Below are 16,135 nucleotides of genomic sequence, written 5' to 3'. Positions count from 1 at the left end.
AGATCAGTGAGACGAAAATGGAAGACATCTTCCAAGCTAAACAGCTCGACGATGGGCAGGATGTCCTCCGCCACCTCCGGGCTTTGTTGAATGAACTCAGTGGAGCCCCGGTCCTGCATCACACTGAAGAGGGCGAACCCTACTGGGTAGGAGGATCGGACAACGGCCGCAAAGTTGAAATTCTAATCGAATGCCTCAAAGGTATGTTTTGTCATGCTCAGAAAACCAGCGACTGGCTCTCTGCCGCTCCGTTCCCGCCTGTAAGATTTAGCGGTTCCGCTTTACAGCACCGGAACTCATCAGGCGACGGCACCAGACGGCGGTGAGTGTTGGACAGCCTAGCGCCACCAACTTGCTTTCCTGGCGAGATCCGACTGCACCATCGAGAAGGGCCGCAGGAGTACTGCGGCCCTCGTTCAGTTCCTTGGTTCAAGGACGGATCTACACCGCGGATTGAGCGACGCCTCAGAGCGGTCTATGTCGCCGTTTCGGTGAGAGGTGAGCCAAAAACCCACCAATCAAGCCCATTCCCCGACCGAGACCCCAATGTGCACACTTTGCTTGCACAAAATGTCTGAGAACCCCGAAAAAATGCAAACATTGGCTGTCGGTACATTCACACGCAGAACGACATCAGAAACCGCTTACTCAGCCACATTTGGAGTGGCCGCAGCTGCGGCAGGTCATGCAGCCTTCGACCATTTGCAGGTCATATTGGCCACAGCTCGGGCAGGGTTTGCCGCGGGGGGCGTTGAGGGAGACAACCTCCGCTTTTGGATCTGATTTCAGACCCATCCCTTCGCCTTCGAGAAAACCGGTGGCAACCATATGTGTTTCGATCACGCCGCCGATCGCTGCGAGAATGGAGGGGATGTATTTTCCCTGCACCCAGGCCCCGCCGCGGGGATCAAAGACCGCTTTCAGCTCTTCCACGACAAAGGACACATCACCGCCACGGCGGAACACGGCTGAGATCATCCGGGTCAGGGCCAGCGTCCAGGCGTAGTGCTCCATGTTTTTGGAGTTGATGAACACCTCAAACGGGCGGCGGTGGCCGTTGATGATAATGTCGTTGATGGTGAGGTAGATCGCGTGCTCGCTGTCCGGCCACTTCAGCTTGTAGGTGTGACCTTCCAGCGATTGCGGACGGTCCAGCGGCTCGGACATATAGACCACTTCTGCCGCACCGGACTCGCTGATATCGGCCTCATGGGGGGCATCGGCGGTTTCACCTGGTGCCGTGTCTGCGCTTTCACTCACGGAGAGCACAGAGCCGGTCACGTCATTCGGGCGGTAGGTGGTGCAGCCTTTGCAGCCCAGATCCCAGGCCTGCATGTAGACATCCTTGAAACTGTCGAAGGAGATGTCTTCGGGGCAGTTGATGGTCTTGGAAATCGATGAGTCGATCCATTTCTGCGCCGCAGCCTGCATTTTGACATGCTCCGACGGGGAAAGCGTCTGGGCGTTGACGAAATAGTCGGGCAGCTCTTTGTCGCCGAATTTGTCGCGCCACATCTGCACGGCGTAGTCGACGACCTCTTCCTCGGTGCGGCTGCCGTCTTTTTGCAGAACCTTACGCGTGTAGGCATAGGCAAAGACCGGTTCGATACCGGAGGAGACATTGCCCGCGTAAAGCGAGATGGTGCCGGTGGGGGCGATGGAGGTCAGCAGTGCGTTGCGGATGCCATGCTCGCGGATGGCGTCGCGCACGTCCTCATCCATGTCCATCATGGTGCCCGATGCCAGGTAGGCGTCCGCATCGAACAGCGGGAAGGCACCTTTTTCCTTTGCAAGATCCACCGACGCCAGATAGGCCGCGCGGGCGATCGCGTGCAGCCAGTCTTCGGTCTGACGCGCTGCCTCGTCTGAGCCATAGCGCAGTCCAAGCATCAACAGGGCGTCCGCCAGACCCGTCACACCAAGGCCGATGCGGCGCTTGTTCTGGGCCTCCTGTGCCTGTGCGTCCAGCGGGAATTTGGAGACGTCGACGACATTGTCCATCATCCGCACGGCAGTTGCGACCAGGTTCTTCAGCCCCTCGGGGTCCAGTTCGGACTCCTTCTCGAACGGGTTTTTGACCAGGCGCGCCAGGTTGATGGAGCCGAGCAGGCAGGCTCCATAGGGGGGCAGGGGCTGTTCACCGCAGGGATTGGTGGCCGCGATCTGTTCCACGTAGGACAGGTTGTTGGCCTTGTTGATGCGGTCGATAAAGATCACACCCGGTTCGGCATAATCATAGGTGGCCTGCATGATCTTGTTCCACAGATCGCGCGCTTGCACGGTCTGGTAGATCTTGCCGTCAAAGATCAATTCCCATGAGCCATCAGCCTTGACCGCTTCCATGAAAGGATCGGTGACCAGAACCGACATGTTGAACATGCGCAGGCGGGCCGGGTCGGATTTGGCAGTAATGAAGGCTTCGATATCGGGGTGATCGCAACGCATGGTCGCCATCATCGCACCGCGGCGGGAGCCTGCGGACATGATGGTGCGGCACATTGCGTCCCAGACGTCCATGAAAGACAGCGGCCCGGAGGCGTCTGCCGCGACGCCTTTTACATCTGCGCCGCGCGGGCGGATGGTGGAGAAATCATAACCAATGCCACCACCCTGCTGCATGGTCAGCGCGGCCTCTTTCAGCATGTCGAAAATCCCCGACATGCTGTCCGGCACTGTGCCCATGACGAAGCAGTTGAACAGGGTTACCTGCCGCGCGGTGCCGGCACCTGCGGTGATGCGGCCAGCGGGTAGATACTGGAAATCCTCAAGCGCACTATAGAATTTGTCTTCCCAGGTCTTGGGGTCGCTCTCCGCCCGCGCCAGATCGCGTGCGATGCGGCGCCAGCTGTCCTCAACTGTCTGGTCGATGGGGGTGCCATCGGCCTGTTTGAAACGGTACTTCATGTCCCAGATCTGTTCGGCAATCGGGGCGGCAAAACGGCTCATATGGCGAATCCCTATGGTCGGTCGTGGCTAAGGTGGCGGCCTGCCTACACCAGCCGCGCTGCGGTCCTCAACGCTGAAATCACATTGAGGCGTAAATTTATCCTCATCATACCACAACACCTTGTCGATCTGCCAGTCCGACCTACAATATAGGGTTCATACTCTGGACGACTCTGTGGGCATCTTGTGGATAACTATATCAATCTTGTGAAACTTTCTGTTGGGACTGAAACCGTTGACGGGCTGGCGGCCTGGCAGGCGGAGTACCGCAAGCAGCTGCCTGAGGGGTTGCCGCGCCATGTCACGCGGATGTGGCCCAAGCGTGAGGCGGAGATCCTCAATGGCGGGTCGATCTACTGGGTGATCAAGGGGCAAATCCAATGCCGCCAACGGATTTTGCGATTGGATGAGGTGATCGGTGGCGACGGTGTCCGGCGCTGTGCCATTGTTTTGGAGCCGGAAATTCACCGGACCCAGGTGGCGCTGCGTCGTCCGTTCCAAGGATGGCGCTACCTGAAGCCGGAGGATACGCCGCCAGACCTGCCAAAGGGGCGAACGGCGGAAAAGCCATTGCCGCCCGAACTGTCACAGGCGCTTGCCGAGATCGGGGTGATCTGAGCCAGCGGGTTTTGTACCTGCGAGAACGCTAAGGCCCCGATTGGGGCCTTTGTCTGGCGTCAGGTCTGATCTTTGAGGGTAGGCTGACCGGTTATGAGCTTTCTTTGCCGACGTTTTCTTCAAATGCGGTTTTGAAGGTGGCTTGTTTTTCTGCAGAGGCGTCGGTCTGATAGGTCGTCTTCCACTCATCCATGGTCATGCCGTAGAAGATTTCGCGGGCTTCTGATTTGCCCATCTCGATGCCGCGCTCATTGGCCGCTTCCTGATACCAGCGCGACAGGCAGTTGCGGCAGAAACCGGCAAGGTTCATCATGTCGATGTTCTGAACGTCGGTGCGATCTTCCATCAGATGCTGTCGCAACCTGCGAAAAGCGGCTGCTTCGAGTTCGATCTGGGTTTGCTTGTCCATGTCGGGCTCCATCTGTGAAAACACCCGATTGACTAACAGCTGCGCCTGGACTGGGCAACTGATGACAGGGCGGGCAGGGGGGGTAGATCAATCGGCGGGTCGCTGGGGTGCTCGAAAACTACGCGCCATATGTCATCCGTCCGTCGTCATTTGGTGATGAAGCGTTAGGGGAGTTGCGGCAAAATGGGATTTAGGCGATAAGCGCCGCAGCAATGTTTGCGATAACACCGTTCCAGCCGATGAAGAGGATGACCCCATGAGAAGATCGCGCAATGTAAAGATTGTTGCCACCCTTGGGCCGGCATCCGAAACCTATGAGACCATTCGCGCGCTGCATGAAGCGGGCGCAGATGTGTTTCGCCTGAACATGTCCCATGGCAGCCACGAGGAAATCGCGGCGAAACATGCGATCATCCGCAAGGTCGAGGCCGATCTGGACAGCTCCATCGCCATTCTCGCCGACCTTCAGGGGCCGAAGCTGCGGGTAGGTGTGTTTGCCAACGGTTCAGAAGAACTGGTTGAGGGCGCGTCCTTCCGTCTGGACCTGGACGAGGCCGAAGGTGACGTAAACCGGGTCTGCCTGCCGCATCCTGAAATCTTCGAGGCGCTGCAGGCCGGTGCTCATCTTCTGGTCAACGATGGAAAGATCCGCCTCAAGGTTGAGACCTGCGGCAATGATTTCGCCAATTGCACTGTGACTACCGGCGGAACCATCTCAAATCGTAAGGGCGTGAACGTCCCCGATGTGGTGCTGCCGCTGGCGGCGCTCTCGGAGAAGGATCGCGGCGATCTGGAATTTGTCTGCGGGTTGGGCGTGGACTGGCTGGCGCTCTCCTTTGTGCAGCGCGCGAAGGATGTTTACGAGGCCCGTGGGCTGGCTGATGGCCGCGCGGCGGTGCTGTCGAAAATCGAAAAACCAGCCGCCGTCGACAACTTCGACGAAATTCTGGATGCCTCCGACGGGATTATGGTTGCACGTGGTGATCTGGGTGTTGAGTTGCCTGTCTCTGCCGTGCCGCCGATCCAGAAACGTCTGGTGCGCCGCTGCCGTGCGGCCGCAAAACCTGTGATCGTGGCCACCCAGATGCTGGAAAGCATGATCGAAAGCCCGATGCCGACCCGTGCAGAGGTCTCCGACGTGGCCACCGCGATCTATGAAGGCGCAGACGCCATCATGCTCTCTGCTGAATCAGCGGCGGGCCAGTATCCGATCGAGGCTGTGCAAACGATGGACAACGTCGCGACAGAGGTGGAGGTCGATCCGACCTATGTACAGATCATTGCGGCATCACGTTCTGCCAAGGGCGATACCGTTGCGGATGCCATCGTGGCTGCGGCGCGCGAGATCGCGGAGAAGACCGAGATCAAGGCGATTTGTTGCTACACCCAGAGCGGCACGACTGCGCTATTGACCGCGCGGGAACGTCCTGGTGTGCCGATCATTGCGCTTACACCATTGGCGCGCACCGCCCGCCGCCTGGCGCTGAGCTGGGGATGCAACTGTGTTGTGACCACAGATCAGGACCGGTTTAAAGGCGCTGTTGTTGGCGCCGCCCGCGCCGCGCGGTCTGGCGGGTTCGCAGGCGAGACGGATCAGATCGTTGTCACCGCCGGTGTGCCGTTCAACGTTCCGGGCACCACCAACATCCTGCGCGTGGCGCCCTGTGATGAACGTTTGATCTACAGCACCGACCCGGAGTAACCTAAACGCGTCTTACCCGAATGAGGACGCGCAGCATGGATACGGATCTGGCACTGGTGCTTGGGCTCTTGCTCGCCTTTTTGGCAATCCCCGCTCTTTTGTCTGCCGCAAGCGACCGCCGCACCCCCAGGGTGTCGGCGGTTTTTCTTGTCCTGGCGGTTGGTCTGCTCCTATATGCGTTCAGCACCAAATCCGGGGGCTACCAGGTCGATGATATCCCCAAGGCAATTTTCCGGGTGATTGGCCGATTTACCTAAGCGTCGTGGCGGGGTGATTGTCGCAGCGGGTCCCGTCAGGCCTGAATATGAAATCTTGGTGTTTCAGATGAAGAATCCGCTTGCCCTTATGGCCCGGCTTGCGTAAACGGCACCCCTGTTCGCGTGGCCGGCCCAGAGTGGCATGCCGAGTCGCGCATAGACCGAACCCGCATTGAAGGAGACGGAAATGCCCAAAATGAAGACAAAATCGAGCGCTAAAAAGCGCTTCAAAGTGACCGCGACCGGCAAGGTCCTCGCAGGTCAGGCCGGCAAGCGCCACGGCATGATCAAGCGGACCCGCAAGTTCATCCGCGACGCCCGCGGCACCACTACCCTGTCGGCACCCGACGCAAAGATCGTCAAGGGCTTCATGCCCTACGACCGCTAAGAGGAGATCTGAGATATGTCCCGCGTTAAAGGTGGTACCACAACTCACGCCCGTCACAAGAAAGTCATCAAGGCCGCAAAAGGCTATTATGGCCGCCGCAAGAATACCTTTAAGGTAGCGCGTCAGGCCGTTGACAAGGCAAACCAATACGCAACTCGCGACCGTAAGAACCGCAAGCGGAATTTCCGCGCACTGTGGATCCAGCGGATCAACGCAGCTGTGCGTAGCCACGACGAGGCTCTGACATACTCCCGCTTCATCAACGGCCTGACCCTGGCCGGTATCGAAGTGGACCGCAAAGTGCTGGCCGATCTGGCTGTCCACGAACCCGAAGCTTTCGGTGCGATCGTGAAGCAAGCACAGGGCGCCCTGGCTGCCTAAGTTCAGGCACAGGATCATTTCAAGCGGGCCGTTCTGAAAAGAGCGGCCCGTTTTGCATGTCGCGCCCCTATTTGCCCATATTCGTCCGGTCTGTGGCGTCGCGGCAGGCGTTGGGTGCGCGTGGGGGGCTGCCGGATTGCCGCGATTGCGTTCAGATTGGCTGCGAGCCGGTGCAAATGCTTGCTTTCAGCCTCTGCTGTGATAGCAGAGCGGCAGCATTATTCAGGGGACCGTCATGGACGATCTTAAAGCAAAATATCTCGGGCAGATCGCCGATGCTGCCGATGAGAACGCGCTGGAGGCCATCCGGGTCGCAGCTGTTGGCAAAAAAGGCGAAGTGAGCCTTAAGATGCGCGAGCTGGGCAAGATGACGCCCGAAGAGCGTCAGGTCGCAGGGCCGGCTCTCAACGCGCTGAAGGACGAGATTAACGCGGCACTGTCTGCGAAAAAAGCAGGGCTTGCGGATGCCGCACTGGACGCGCGTCTGCGGACCGAATGGCTGGATGTCACGCTGCCGACCCGCCCGACCCGCAACGGCACGCTGCATCCGATCAGCCAGGCCAGCGAAGAGCTGACAGCGATATTTGCCGAGCTGGGGTTTTCCGTTGCCGAAGGTCCGCGCATTGACACCGACTGGTACAATTTCGATGCGCTGAACATTCCCGGCCACCATCCGGCCCGCGCCGAGATGGACACCTTCTACATGCACCGTGCGGAAGGCGACAACCGCCCGCCGCATGTGCTGCGCACGCACACGTCGCCGGTGCAGATCCGGTCGATGGAGAAGATGGGCGCGCCGCTGCGCATCATCTGTCCGGGTGGTGTGTACCGTGCGGACTATGACCAGACCCACACGCCGATGTTTCATCAGGTCGAAGGCCTCGCCCTCGATAAGGACATCTCGATGGCCAACCTGAAGTGGGTGCTGGAAGAGTTCGTGAAATCCTACTTCGAGGTGGACAGCGTCGACCTGCGGTTCCGGGCCTCGCATTTCCCCTTCACAGAGCCGTCGGCAGAGGTTGATATTCGCTGCTCTTGGAAAGATGGCACGCTGAAGATCGGGGAGGGCGATGACTGGCTGGAGATCCTTGGCTCCGGCATGGTGCACCCCAAGGTGATTGCGGCCGGCGGGATTGATCCCGATGTCTATCAGGGCTTTGCCTTTGGCATGGGTATCGACCGGATTGCGATGCTGAAATACGGCATCCCCGATCTGCGCGCCTTCTTCGACAGCGACCTGCGCTGGTTGCGCCACTATGGGTTCCAATGCCTGGACGTGCCGACGCTGCACGGTGGTTTGAGCCGCTAAGATTTAGACAATTTAGATCGCGCATCGCCCACCTATCGTAGGTGGGCGTTTTGCGTTTTCGGGTACATCTCCCGATCCTCAGGCAGGGCAGGGCCTACGGTCTTTCGGTAGAAAGAAGGGGCCCCTACAATAAAAGTGGGAGCAGCCGCGCCTGCTAAGGGAGCGAGCACGAGTGCGAACGTTCCCGCTCTCTTCCCGCCCCACAAATATGTGACGTGACAAGGCGCTAACCTTGGTTAGTGTCGGGGAAATGATGCGATTTGTTCTGCCCCTTGCTGCCGTCCTGACTGCCACCTCTGCCCTCGCGATGGGGCCATGGAAGGGCAATGCTGCCCCTTGCGGCGCAGATGTGGCCTGTGCGTTGGGCGAACGGTCTTATCACGTTCTGGAGCCGGAGGGCTGGGACGGCGTCTCGCCTCTACCGGTTTTGCTGCATTTTCACGGATGGTCCCGGACGGGCAAACATGCGCAACGCTCTGACAGGGTGGGGGCCTCGGCAAAGCGGCGGGGGGTCCTGCTGGTGACACCCAACGGTCGCGGCAAGAGCTGGAACTTCTGGGCTGCAAGCACCGAAGACGTGCCTTTTGCCGATGCGGTGCTGGCCGATGTGAACAAGCGCTATCCTGTCGATCAGAAGAAGGTCTATGTGTCCGGTTACTCCTACGGATCCGCAATGGCCTGGCGCTATGTCTGCCAGAGCGGCGCGGATGTGGCGGCGCTTTTGGCGGTCGCGGGGAGCATCGATCAGACTGAGACCTGTCCGCAGGCCCCTGAGGAGGTGCGTCATGTACATGGTCTTGCCGACCAGGTTATGGATTTTCCGATGGGGCCGGGGGAGGATGTGACCTATCCGGTGGCTCTGTGGCGGCGGGCATTTGGTTGCGAGGGCGCGGGCGCGCCGCAGAAGGACTGGCAGGCGCGCAGCTTTCTGACCTTCTCTCGCACCAGCTGGAGCTGCGCGGGGCACGATGTCACGCTTGATCTGCATCCCGGCGGGCATTTCATTCCACACGGTTGGATCGGGCGGCAGCTGGATGAGCTTTTGGGTCTCACCCCCAGCTATCCTTAGGCCCTGAGCCGCGCCAAGGCTTGCACATGGGGGCAATCTTTGTCATTGCCTGCTGCAACATGCATGGCTTGCCATAGGAAACCGGACCGATGAAATTCACTCTTTCTTGGCTGAAAGACCACCTCGAGACCGACGCATCGGTCGAGGAGATCACAGAAACCCTGACCGATCTTGGTCTTGAGGTGGAGGGCGTGTCCAACCCCGCCGACCGGCTCAAGGACTTTACCCTGGGCTATGTGAAACATGCTGAGAAACACCCCGATGCGGACAAGCTGCGGGTGTGTAAGGTCGACACTGACGAAGGCGAGATGCAGATCATCTGCGGCGCGCCCAACGCACGTGAGGGCATCACCGTGGTGGTGTGTAAACCCGGCATGTATATCCCGGGCCTGGATATCACCATTGGTGTTGGCAAGATCCGCGGTGTCGAGAGCTTTGGCATGATGGCCTCCGAGCGGGAGCTGGAGCTGTCGGATGAGCATGACGGTATTATCGAACTGCCGTCGGGAGAGGTTGGGGATCGGTTTGTTGACTGGTTGGCACAGAATGCCCCGGCCAAGGTCGATCCGGTTATCGAAATTGCCATCACTCCGAACCGCCCGGATGCATTGGGGGTGCGCGGTATCGCCCGCGATCTGGCCGCGCGCGGTCTGGGCACGCTGAAACCGCTCACGATTGAGCCGGTTGAGGGCGGTTATGACAGCCCGATCAAGGTGGCGATCGCCGAGGATACATTGGACGGATGCCCGCTGTTCACCGGCCGCCTGATCCGCGGTGTCAAGAACGGCCCAAGCCCGCAGTGGCTGCAGGACCGGCTGAGCGCCATCGGCCTGCGCCCGATCTCGACCTTGGTGGATATCACCAACTATTTCACCTTCGATCAGAACCGCCCGCTGCATGTGTTCGATGCAGCAAAAGTGGCTGGCAATCTGCGGGTTCACCGCGCCGCTGGTGACGAGACGCTGACGGCGCTGGATGAGAAGGATTACACCCTCTCCGAGGGTCAGATGGTAATTTCTGATGACAATGGCGCAGAAAGCATTGCCGGTATCATGGGCGGGGCTGCGACGGGCTGCACCGAGGACACCACAGATGTATTTCTGGAGAGTGCTTTCTGGGACCATGTGCAGATCGCGACTACGGGCCGTGCGCTCAAGATCAACTCTGACGCGCGCTACCGGTTTGAACGGGGCGTTGACCCTGAATACACGCGTGATGGGCTGGATCATGCCACCCGGATGATCCTTGATCTCTGCGGTGGTGAGCCGTCGAATGTGGTGACCGCCGGCGCCGTGCCAGACCATGCGCGGGCCTATAAGTTGGATCCGGAGCGGGTTCAGTCGCTGGTCGGCATGGATATCCCGGAATCCGAACAACGCCAGACATTGACGCGGCTCGGCTTCCGCTTGGAAGGCAATATGGCCCATGTTCCCAGCTGGCGTCCCGATGTGATGGGGGAGGCCGATCTGGTTGAGGAAGTGGCGCGGATTGCCTCTCTGACAAAGCTGGAAGGCAAGCCTTTGCCGCGGCTCACCGATGGTGTGCCAGCGCCGGTGATGACACCGCAACAACGCCGCCAGCAGATTGCACGTCGGACCTGTGCCAGCCTCGGCTACAATGAGGTGGTGAGCTACACGTTCATCGACAAGGCCTCTGCGGCGCTGTTCGGCGGTGGCGATGATGCCACCATGCTGGCCAATCCGATTTCGTCGGAGATGTCGCATATGCGTCCTGCGCTGCTCCCGGGTCTCTTGCAGGCTGCGGCGCGCAATCAGGCGCGGGGCTTCATGGATCTGGCGTTGTTCGAAGCAGGCCCCGCGTTCCACGGCGGCGAGCCGGGTGAGCAGCATAACCTTATTTCTGGCCTGCTGGTTGGGCGGACCGGTCCCAAGGATGTGCACGGTGCCAGCCGCGCGGTCGACACCTTTGATGCCAAGGCTGATATTGAGGCGGTTCTGGCGGCGATCGGCGCCCCTGCCAAGGTTCAGATCCTGCGCGGGGCACAGTCCTGGTGGCATCCGGGACGGCACGGCAAGATCTGTCTCGGCCCGAAGAAGGTGCTGGGTGTCTTTGGTGAATTGCACCCCAAGGTGCTGAGCGAAATGGGCATCAAAGGGTCCGCCGTGGCCTTTACCATCTGGCCCGATGAGGTGCCGATGCCGCGCAAATCCGGCGCCAACCGGGGTGCATTGGTCCAAAGCGATCTGCAGGCGGTTGAGCGTGACTTTGCCTTTGTCGTGACGGATGATGTCGAGGCGCTGACCTTGGTCAACGCAGCGGCTGGCGCGGATAAGGTCCTGATTGACGATGTGCGTGTGTTCGACGAATTCATCGGTGGCAGTCTGGGGGAGGGCAGCAAATCGCTGGCCATCACCGTGCGGTTGCAACCGACCGACAAGACCCTGACCGAAAAGGACATCGAAGCGGTCAGCGCCAAGATCGTGGCCAAGGTCACAAAGGCGACCGGCGGCACATTGCGCGGATAACAGCGGACTGAGGGCAATTTGTCCGATCCGACCGTATGACGTTGAAAACGCGCCCAGTTCCGGGCGCGTTTTTATATATGGCTTAGGAAGTCAGCAAGCAGATCAAAGACCAACCTGATCCTGCGACTGGTGTGCAACTCCCGATGCGTGGTCAGCCAGATTGGAAAGGTGATCGGATCCAGACCGGGCAGCAGGCGTTCGATCCCGGGCGTTGGATCTGCCACAGCTGTCATCATCGGACAGATGCCAAATCCTTGTTTGACCAACTCCCAAGAAGCAAGGCCGCTGGTGGATTTGATCCTAAAATTCTGCGCTGTCAGGTGGATGCCGAGTGGGGCCATGAATTCAATAGACCGCTCCAGATCGGCGAATCCCACAAAATCATGACGCGACATCTCTTCGGCTGATTGCGGGCGGCCCCGGCGCTCCAGGTAACTGGAAGCAGCGTAGAAATGGGCGTGTGACTCTCTGACCAGACGGGCAATCAGCTCGGGCTGATCCGGGCGCACGTGGCGGATGGCGATATCCGCCTCGCGCCGCATCAGATCGCGAATGTCATTTGCAGCCACCACATCAATCGTCAGCCGTGGCGCGCGTTGTCTCAGCTGGTGGAGAACCGGTGGCAGCACATAGGCCGACATCACGTCGCTTGCGGTTATTCGGACCGTGCCCTCAATAGCTTGCGCCTGCCCAGTGGCGGCGAGCGACAGTGCCTCAGCGGCTTCTCCCATTTTGCGGCTGTGGCTCAGCAGGTCATGTCCGGCCGAGGTTAGCGCGAGACCGCGCCCCAATCGTTCGAACAGCAGAACTCCGAGGTCTGCCTCAAGCGCTGCAACCTGTCGCGACAGGGTTGGTTGGGTCAGGCCCAGTTTGCGCGCCCCTGCAGACAAAGAGCCTGTCTCAGCAGTCGCCAAAAAGGCGCGAATGTGGTTCCAGTCCGGATCATCCATGCGGAAATGTATAGCACCCTTGCGAATTTCAGCAATTTATTGCTGGTTCCTGTATGGGTAAACCACTCTCATTCAAGGAGAAGACTGATGACAGCCGACGCGCGCTTCTGGAACCGGATAGCCCCAAGATACGCCAAATCAAAGATCAGGGACGAAGCCGCCTATCAATACACATTGGAGCGGACCAGATCCTATCTCACGGCGGCGGATCATGCGTTGGAAATCGGCTGTGGGACCGGGTCGACGGCAATCGCACTGTCAGATGCAGTTGGAAGGATCACCGCAACCGATCTGTCGGATGCCATGCTTGATATTGGCCGCGACAGGGCTGCCGAGGCGGGAGCCGATAATATTCGGTTTGAGCAATGCGCCGATGATGGGTTGCCCGCTGGACCGTTTGACGCCGTGATGGCCTTCAACCTGTTGCATCTGGTGCCGGATTTGGACGCTGCGCTTTCGTCGGTTGCAGAGCGCCTGCCCAGTGGCAAGTTATTCATCTCCAAGACGCCCTGTCTGGGTGAGGCACGGGGCAGCTTCAAATATTGGATGTTCCTGACCGTGATCCCGCTTATGCGGCTGGTTGGACAGGCCCCGAGCAACGTGCGTTTCCTCAGCGTGGCAGATCTGGAGGGCGCGGTTGAACAGGCAGGGTTCGAGATCGTTGAGACCGGAAATTATCCGGCGTCCACCCCCGGTCGCTACTTGGTGGCAAGGCGTCGTTAATCCCGGCGCTGGACGAAGGTCCTCGGCTGGTGAATACTCCGCCTGCTTGCCGACCGGGTTTTCTGTCCGGTTCAATGGCATCCATCAATGAGCGACCTTAGCAGTGAGGCGGATTCGACGGCGTGGCCGCGCCTGCCCGTTGCTGGCGCAGGAAAGGACATTTCGTGACGTTGAGCATATATCTCTCAGGTGAAATTCACACCGATTGGCGCGATCAGATCATCGCCGGGGCCAAGGATCTGGATGTGCAGTTCAGCAGCCCCGTGACCGATCATGACGCCAGCGACGATTGCGGTGTTGCCATTCTGGGGGCGGAGCCGAACAAATTCTGGCATGATCACAAGGGCGCCAAGATCAACGCGATCCGGACCCGCAAGGGGATCGAAGAGGCCGATATCGTCGTGGTGCGATTTGGTGAAAAGTATAAACAGTGGAACGCGGCTTTTGATGCCGGTTATGCGGCCGCGCTTGGTAAGTCGTTGATCGTGCTGTCACAGGATGAGCATCAGCACGCTTTGAAGGAGGTTCATGCGGCCGCACTGGCCGTGGCGAAGGAGCCAGCGCAAGTTGTCGAAATCCTGCGCTACGTGCTGAAGGGGAGCCTGCCTGCGTGACAGGTCCAACTCTGACGACGGACCGCCTGCGTCTGCGACCGCACCAGCTGGATGATTTCGAGGCGCTGCTGGCGCTGTGGATGGATCCTGTGGTGGTGCGTCACACAATCGGTCGCCCAGCCAGCCGCGAAGAAACCTGGACCCGGTTGTTGCGCTACATCGGTCACTGGCAGGCCCTTGGCTTTGGCTATTGGGCGGTGACGCTGCAAGAGGACGGGCGCTATATCGGGGCGGCAGGGTTTGCGGATTATCACCGTGACATTGATCCACCGATTGGCGCGGTACCGGAGGCTGGTTGGGCCCTTATGCCTGCAGCCCACGGGAAAGGGTTGGCAACAGAGGCGGTTGACCGGATGCATCGATGGGCTGCGGAGGCCACGCAATGGGAGCGTACCTGCTGTCTTCTGGACCCAGAAAATGCAGCTTCGGTAAAAGTTGCCAAGAAACTTGGGTATCAGCCCAGCCACGATGCGCTTTATCGTGGGGAGCCGACTTTGGTGATGACGCGCACGATCACGCGTTGACCGATGTGACAAATAAGCCGCCCCACAGATCTGGCGGGGCGGCTGTTGCCGGATCAGGCCTCTTTCTTGATTTCGACGCTATGGGGATAGGGGATTGAGATCCCCTTGTCGTCGAAGGCTTCCTTGACCGCTTGCGTCATTGCGAATTTCAGCTCCCAATAGTCGGCCGCCTTGCACCACAGGCGCGCTGTTAGATCGACCGAACTGTCGCCGAGATTGGTAACCCGCACCCAAGGGGCGGGATCTGCCATGACACGCGCATCTGCGTTCGCGAGATCCAGGATGATCTCTTTGGCCGCGTCTGCGCTGTCGCCGTAGTCGATGCCGAATACCATATCAACGCGACGCGTATCATGCGCCGAGTAGTTGGTGATGATAGCGCCCCAGGCCTGGCCATTGGGGATGATGATCTGAACGTTGTCAGGTGTCACCAGCTCCGTCACGAAAAGGTTGAGATCCACCACTGTTCCCGAGGTGCCGCCAATATCTACGTATTGGCCCAGCTTATAGGGGCGGAACATGACCAGCATCACCCCGGCAGCCAGATCGCTCAGTGTGCCCTGCAGGGCCAGACCAATGGCAAGCGTTGCAGCGCCGAGCATTGCAACCAGGCTGGTGGCTTCGATCCCGAATATGCCCAGAACGGCGACCAGCACGATGGCCAGCAGCACCCAACGCACTGCGCTGGCGGCAAAGTTGCCGAGTGTTTGGTCAAGGTGCGGGGTGGCGTTGATGCGACGACGTACTGCACCGCTGATCACACCGGCTGCGATCCAGCCCACAACCAGTACGACCAACGCTTTGGCTGCGCTGATGAGCAGGGGCCAAAGGGCACCCAGCTGTTCAATCCATTGTTCCATAGTGTTGTTTGGTCCTTGTCACGATCTCATAGAAATACCCATCACCGGCTACAGGAGGACGCCGGTGTGTTCGCTGCGGGCATAGGCGGACCCGGCAGGGCTGTCACCCGCGGATTACACTGCAGCAGATCAACGTTTCAGGGAGTCGCGGATTTCCAACAGCACATCCAGTTCGGTTGGGCCAGCGGGGGCCTCCTCGGCCGGGGCGGTGTCCTCCTGCTTGAAGGTGGCGTCTTTAAGCCGATTGACATAGCGCACGAGCATGAACACCACGAAAGCAATGATCAGGAAATTAATGACGGCCATCAAAAAGGCGCCGTGGGCGAACACGGCGGCCCCGGCTTCGCGCGCGGCTTCCAAAGTGGCACCATCCGGCACATCCCCCGCCAATACGAAATAGGAGTTGGTGTAATCGACACCGCCGGTAAAGACACCGATAATCGGATTGATCAGATCGCTGACCATGCTCTTTACGATTGCCGTAAAGGCTGCGCCGATGATGATACCCACCGCCATATCCATCACATTGCCCTTAGCAATGAAGGCTCTGAATTCCTGAAGCATGCTACTTGTCCCCGTTAACGAACCACTTTGTTCTTGAGCAGTTGTGCGCGTACAACCGCGCGCTGCGTGTCCGCAGTCTAGTCCGGTTTTTGCGGCCAAGGCTATTGATTTTGCGTTGGAAATTCGAGGGGGTGGTGCGTTGAACCACTGGTGGAGGCGCTGCTGGTTGTGCCCATCGCCACATTCTCAACGCAAAATGGACTTGCGCTGACCCCAGACTGGTCCCGCGTCGGGCGTCTTTGCAGGTTAATTGTTCCGTAAGGGATGTGTTGTGACCTGTTCGCACATGGGCTGGTCGCGTCATGGGACGAAACAACACATCGGGCGGCTCCGTC

General features: G+C 59.4%; 17 protein-coding genes. 12 read left to right on the top strand and 5 right to left on the bottom strand.

Translation table 11 applies throughout. From position 1 onward, the window contains the following. The first annotated feature begins 17 nt into the window (after positions 1 to 17). Positions 18 to 326 (top strand): hypothetical protein, encoded by a 309-nt coding sequence (locus OO25_RS22845; RefSeq protein WP_123580057.1) that lies wholly within the window; start codon positions 18 to 20, stop codon positions 324 to 326. A gap of 322 nt (positions 327 to 648) precedes the next feature. Here the strand turns inward: OO25_RS22845 and OO25_RS17545 are convergent, their stop codons facing one another. Further along, positions 649 to 2,946: an adenosylcobalamin-dependent ribonucleoside-diphosphate reductase gene (locus OO25_RS17545; RefSeq protein ID WP_040172341.1), complete on the bottom strand. Its 2,298-nt coding sequence runs from the start codon at positions 2,944 to 2,946 to the stop codon at positions 649 to 651. A 186-nt stretch (positions 2,947 to 3,132) separates the two neighbouring features. Here OO25_RS17545 and OO25_RS17540 point away from each other — a divergent pair, with 186 nt between their 5' ends. Continuing rightward, positions 3,133 to 3,564 carry a DUF1489 family protein gene (locus OO25_RS17540; RefSeq protein WP_040172343.1) on the top strand — a complete coding sequence of 144 codons (432 nt, stop codon included), beginning with the start codon at positions 3,133 to 3,135 and terminating at the stop codon, positions 3,562 to 3,564. A 91-nt stretch (positions 3,565 to 3,655) separates the two neighbouring features. On the opposite strand, the gene OO25_RS17535 is transcribed toward OO25_RS17540, so the two are convergent. After that, positions 3,656 to 3,973 (bottom strand): DUF1244 domain-containing protein, encoded by a 318-nt coding sequence (locus tag OO25_RS17535; RefSeq protein ID WP_040181660.1) that lies wholly within the window; start codon positions 3,971 to 3,973, stop codon positions 3,656 to 3,658. Positions 3,974 to 4,229: 256 nt separating this feature from the next. Here OO25_RS17535 and pyk point away from each other — a divergent pair, with 256 nt between their 5' ends. From pyk to pheT, 7 genes are all read left to right on the top strand, one after another. After that, positions 4,230 to 5,675 (top strand): pyruvate kinase, encoded by a 1,446-nt coding sequence (gene pyk / locus OO25_RS17530; protein WP_040181558.1) that lies wholly within the window; start codon positions 4,230 to 4,232, stop codon positions 5,673 to 5,675. Between the two features lie 35 nt (positions 5,676 to 5,710). Continuing rightward, complete coding sequence (locus OO25_RS17525; RefSeq protein WP_014879316.1) at positions 5,711 to 5,932, top strand: hypothetical protein; 222 nt, start codon at positions 5,711 to 5,713, stop codon at positions 5,930 to 5,932. 187 nt (positions 5,933 to 6,119) lie between these two features. Then, positions 6,120 to 6,320 (top strand): 50S ribosomal protein L35, encoded by a 201-nt coding sequence (gene rpmI / locus OO25_RS17520; RefSeq protein WP_014873788.1) that lies wholly within the window; start codon positions 6,120 to 6,122, stop codon positions 6,318 to 6,320. 15 nt (positions 6,321 to 6,335) lie between these two features. Further along, positions 6,336 to 6,701, top strand: coding sequence for a 50S ribosomal protein L20 (gene rplT, locus OO25_RS17515; protein ID WP_040181557.1), 366 nt, complete (start codon positions 6,336 to 6,338; stop codon positions 6,699 to 6,701). Positions 6,702 to 6,936: 235 nt separating this feature from the next. Then, positions 6,937 to 8,010, top strand: coding sequence for a phenylalanine--tRNA ligase subunit alpha (pheS, locus tag OO25_RS17510; protein WP_040181555.1), 1,074 nt, complete (start codon positions 6,937 to 6,939; stop codon positions 8,008 to 8,010). A gap of 250 nt (positions 8,011 to 8,260) precedes the next feature. Then, positions 8,261 to 9,079: a PHB depolymerase family esterase gene (locus OO25_RS17505; protein ID WP_040181553.1), complete on the top strand. Its 819-nt coding sequence runs from the start codon at positions 8,261 to 8,263 to the stop codon at positions 9,077 to 9,079. Between the two features lie 89 nt (positions 9,080 to 9,168). Continuing rightward, on the top strand, positions 9,169 to 11,565 hold the full coding sequence (gene pheT, locus OO25_RS17500; protein WP_040181551.1) for a phenylalanine--tRNA ligase subunit beta: 2,397 nt from the start codon (positions 9,169 to 9,171) through the stop codon (positions 11,563 to 11,565). Between the two features lie 71 nt (positions 11,566 to 11,636). Here the strand turns inward: pheT and OO25_RS17495 are convergent, their stop codons facing one another. Then, complete coding sequence (locus tag OO25_RS17495) at positions 11,637 to 12,515, bottom strand: LysR family transcriptional regulator (RefSeq protein ID WP_040181549.1); 879 nt, start codon at positions 12,513 to 12,515, stop codon at positions 11,637 to 11,639. Between the two features lie 87 nt (positions 12,516 to 12,602). Here OO25_RS17495 and OO25_RS17490 point away from each other — a divergent pair, with 87 nt between their 5' ends. The 3 genes from OO25_RS17490 (at position 12,603) to OO25_RS17480 (ending at position 14,376) form a co-directional block, all read left to right on the top strand. After that, positions 12,603 to 13,238 (top strand): class I SAM-dependent methyltransferase, encoded by a 636-nt coding sequence (locus tag OO25_RS17490; RefSeq protein ID WP_040181547.1) that lies wholly within the window; start codon positions 12,603 to 12,605, stop codon positions 13,236 to 13,238. 164 nt (positions 13,239 to 13,402) lie between these two features. After that, entirely contained in the window at positions 13,403 to 13,852 is a 450-nt protein-coding gene (locus OO25_RS17485; protein WP_040181546.1) for a YtoQ family protein, read from the top strand. Then, positions 13,849 to 14,376, top strand: a complete 528-nt coding sequence (locus OO25_RS17480) for a GNAT family N-acetyltransferase (protein WP_040181545.1) — start codon at positions 13,849 to 13,851, stop codon at positions 14,374 to 14,376. The genes OO25_RS17485 and OO25_RS17480 overlap by 4 nt, the downstream gene beginning before the upstream one ends. Before the next feature lie 53 nt (positions 14,377 to 14,429). Here OO25_RS17480 and OO25_RS17475 read toward each other — a convergent pair whose 3' ends face one another. Then, positions 14,430 to 15,236 carry a mechanosensitive ion channel family protein gene (locus OO25_RS17475; RefSeq protein WP_014879324.1) on the bottom strand — a complete coding sequence of 269 codons (807 nt, stop codon included), beginning with the start codon at positions 15,234 to 15,236 and terminating at the stop codon, positions 14,430 to 14,432. A 129-nt stretch (positions 15,237 to 15,365) separates the two neighbouring features. After that, positions 15,366 to 15,800 (bottom strand): large conductance mechanosensitive channel protein MscL, encoded by a 435-nt coding sequence (mscL, locus tag OO25_RS17470; protein ID WP_040181544.1) that lies wholly within the window; start codon positions 15,798 to 15,800, stop codon positions 15,366 to 15,368. Positions 15,801 to 16,135 lie beyond the last annotated feature (335 nt).

Source organism: Phaeobacter sp. S60 (assembly GCF_000826845.1).
Taxonomy (GTDB): Bacteria; Pseudomonadota; Alphaproteobacteria; order Rhodobacterales; family Rhodobacteraceae; genus Phaeobacter; species Phaeobacter piscinae.
The sequence above is the reverse complement of the archived record's forward strand: the minus strand, read 5'-3'. Positions and strand labels throughout refer to the sequence as shown.

Coding starts and splice junctions, on each gene's coding strand:
- mscL (WP_040181544.1), bottom strand. CDS start 15,800: ATGCTTCAGGAATTCAGAGCCTTCATTGCTAAGGGCAATGTGATGGAT.
- rplT (WP_040181557.1), top strand. CDS start 6,336: ATGTCCCGCGTTAAAGGTGGTACCACAACTCACGCCCGTCACAAGAAA.
- OO25_RS17545 (WP_040172341.1), bottom strand. CDS start 2,946: ATGAGCCGTTTTGCCGCCCCGATTGCCGAACAGATCTGGGACATGAAG.
- OO25_RS17490 (WP_040181547.1), top strand. CDS start 12,603: ATGACAGCCGACGCGCGCTTCTGGAACCGGATAGCCCCAAGATACGCC.
- rpmI (WP_014873788.1), top strand. CDS start 6,120: ATGCCCAAAATGAAGACAAAATCGAGCGCTAAAAAGCGCTTCAAAGTG.
- OO25_RS17525 (WP_014879316.1), top strand. CDS start 5,711: ATGGATACGGATCTGGCACTGGTGCTTGGGCTCTTGCTCGCCTTTTTG.
- OO25_RS17535 (WP_040181660.1), bottom strand. CDS start 3,973: ATGGACAAGCAAACCCAGATCGAACTCGAAGCAGCCGCTTTTCGCAGG.
- pheT (WP_040181551.1), top strand. CDS start 9,169: ATGAAATTCACTCTTTCTTGGCTGAAAGACCACCTCGAGACCGACGCA.
- OO25_RS17495 (WP_040181549.1), bottom strand. CDS start 12,515: ATGGATGATCCGGACTGGAACCACATTCGCGCCTTTTTGGCGACTGCT.
- OO25_RS17505 (WP_040181553.1), top strand. CDS start 8,261: ATGATGCGATTTGTTCTGCCCCTTGCTGCCGTCCTGACTGCCACCTCT.
- OO25_RS17475 (WP_014879324.1), bottom strand. CDS start 15,236: ATGGAACAATGGATTGAACAGCTGGGTGCCCTTTGGCCCCTGCTCATC.
- OO25_RS22845 (WP_123580057.1), top strand. CDS start 18: ATGGAAGACATCTTCCAAGCTAAACAGCTCGACGATGGGCAGGATGTC.
- pheS (WP_040181555.1), top strand. CDS start 6,937: ATGGACGATCTTAAAGCAAAATATCTCGGGCAGATCGCCGATGCTGCC.
- pyk (WP_040181558.1), top strand. CDS start 4,230: ATGAGAAGATCGCGCAATGTAAAGATTGTTGCCACCCTTGGGCCGGCA.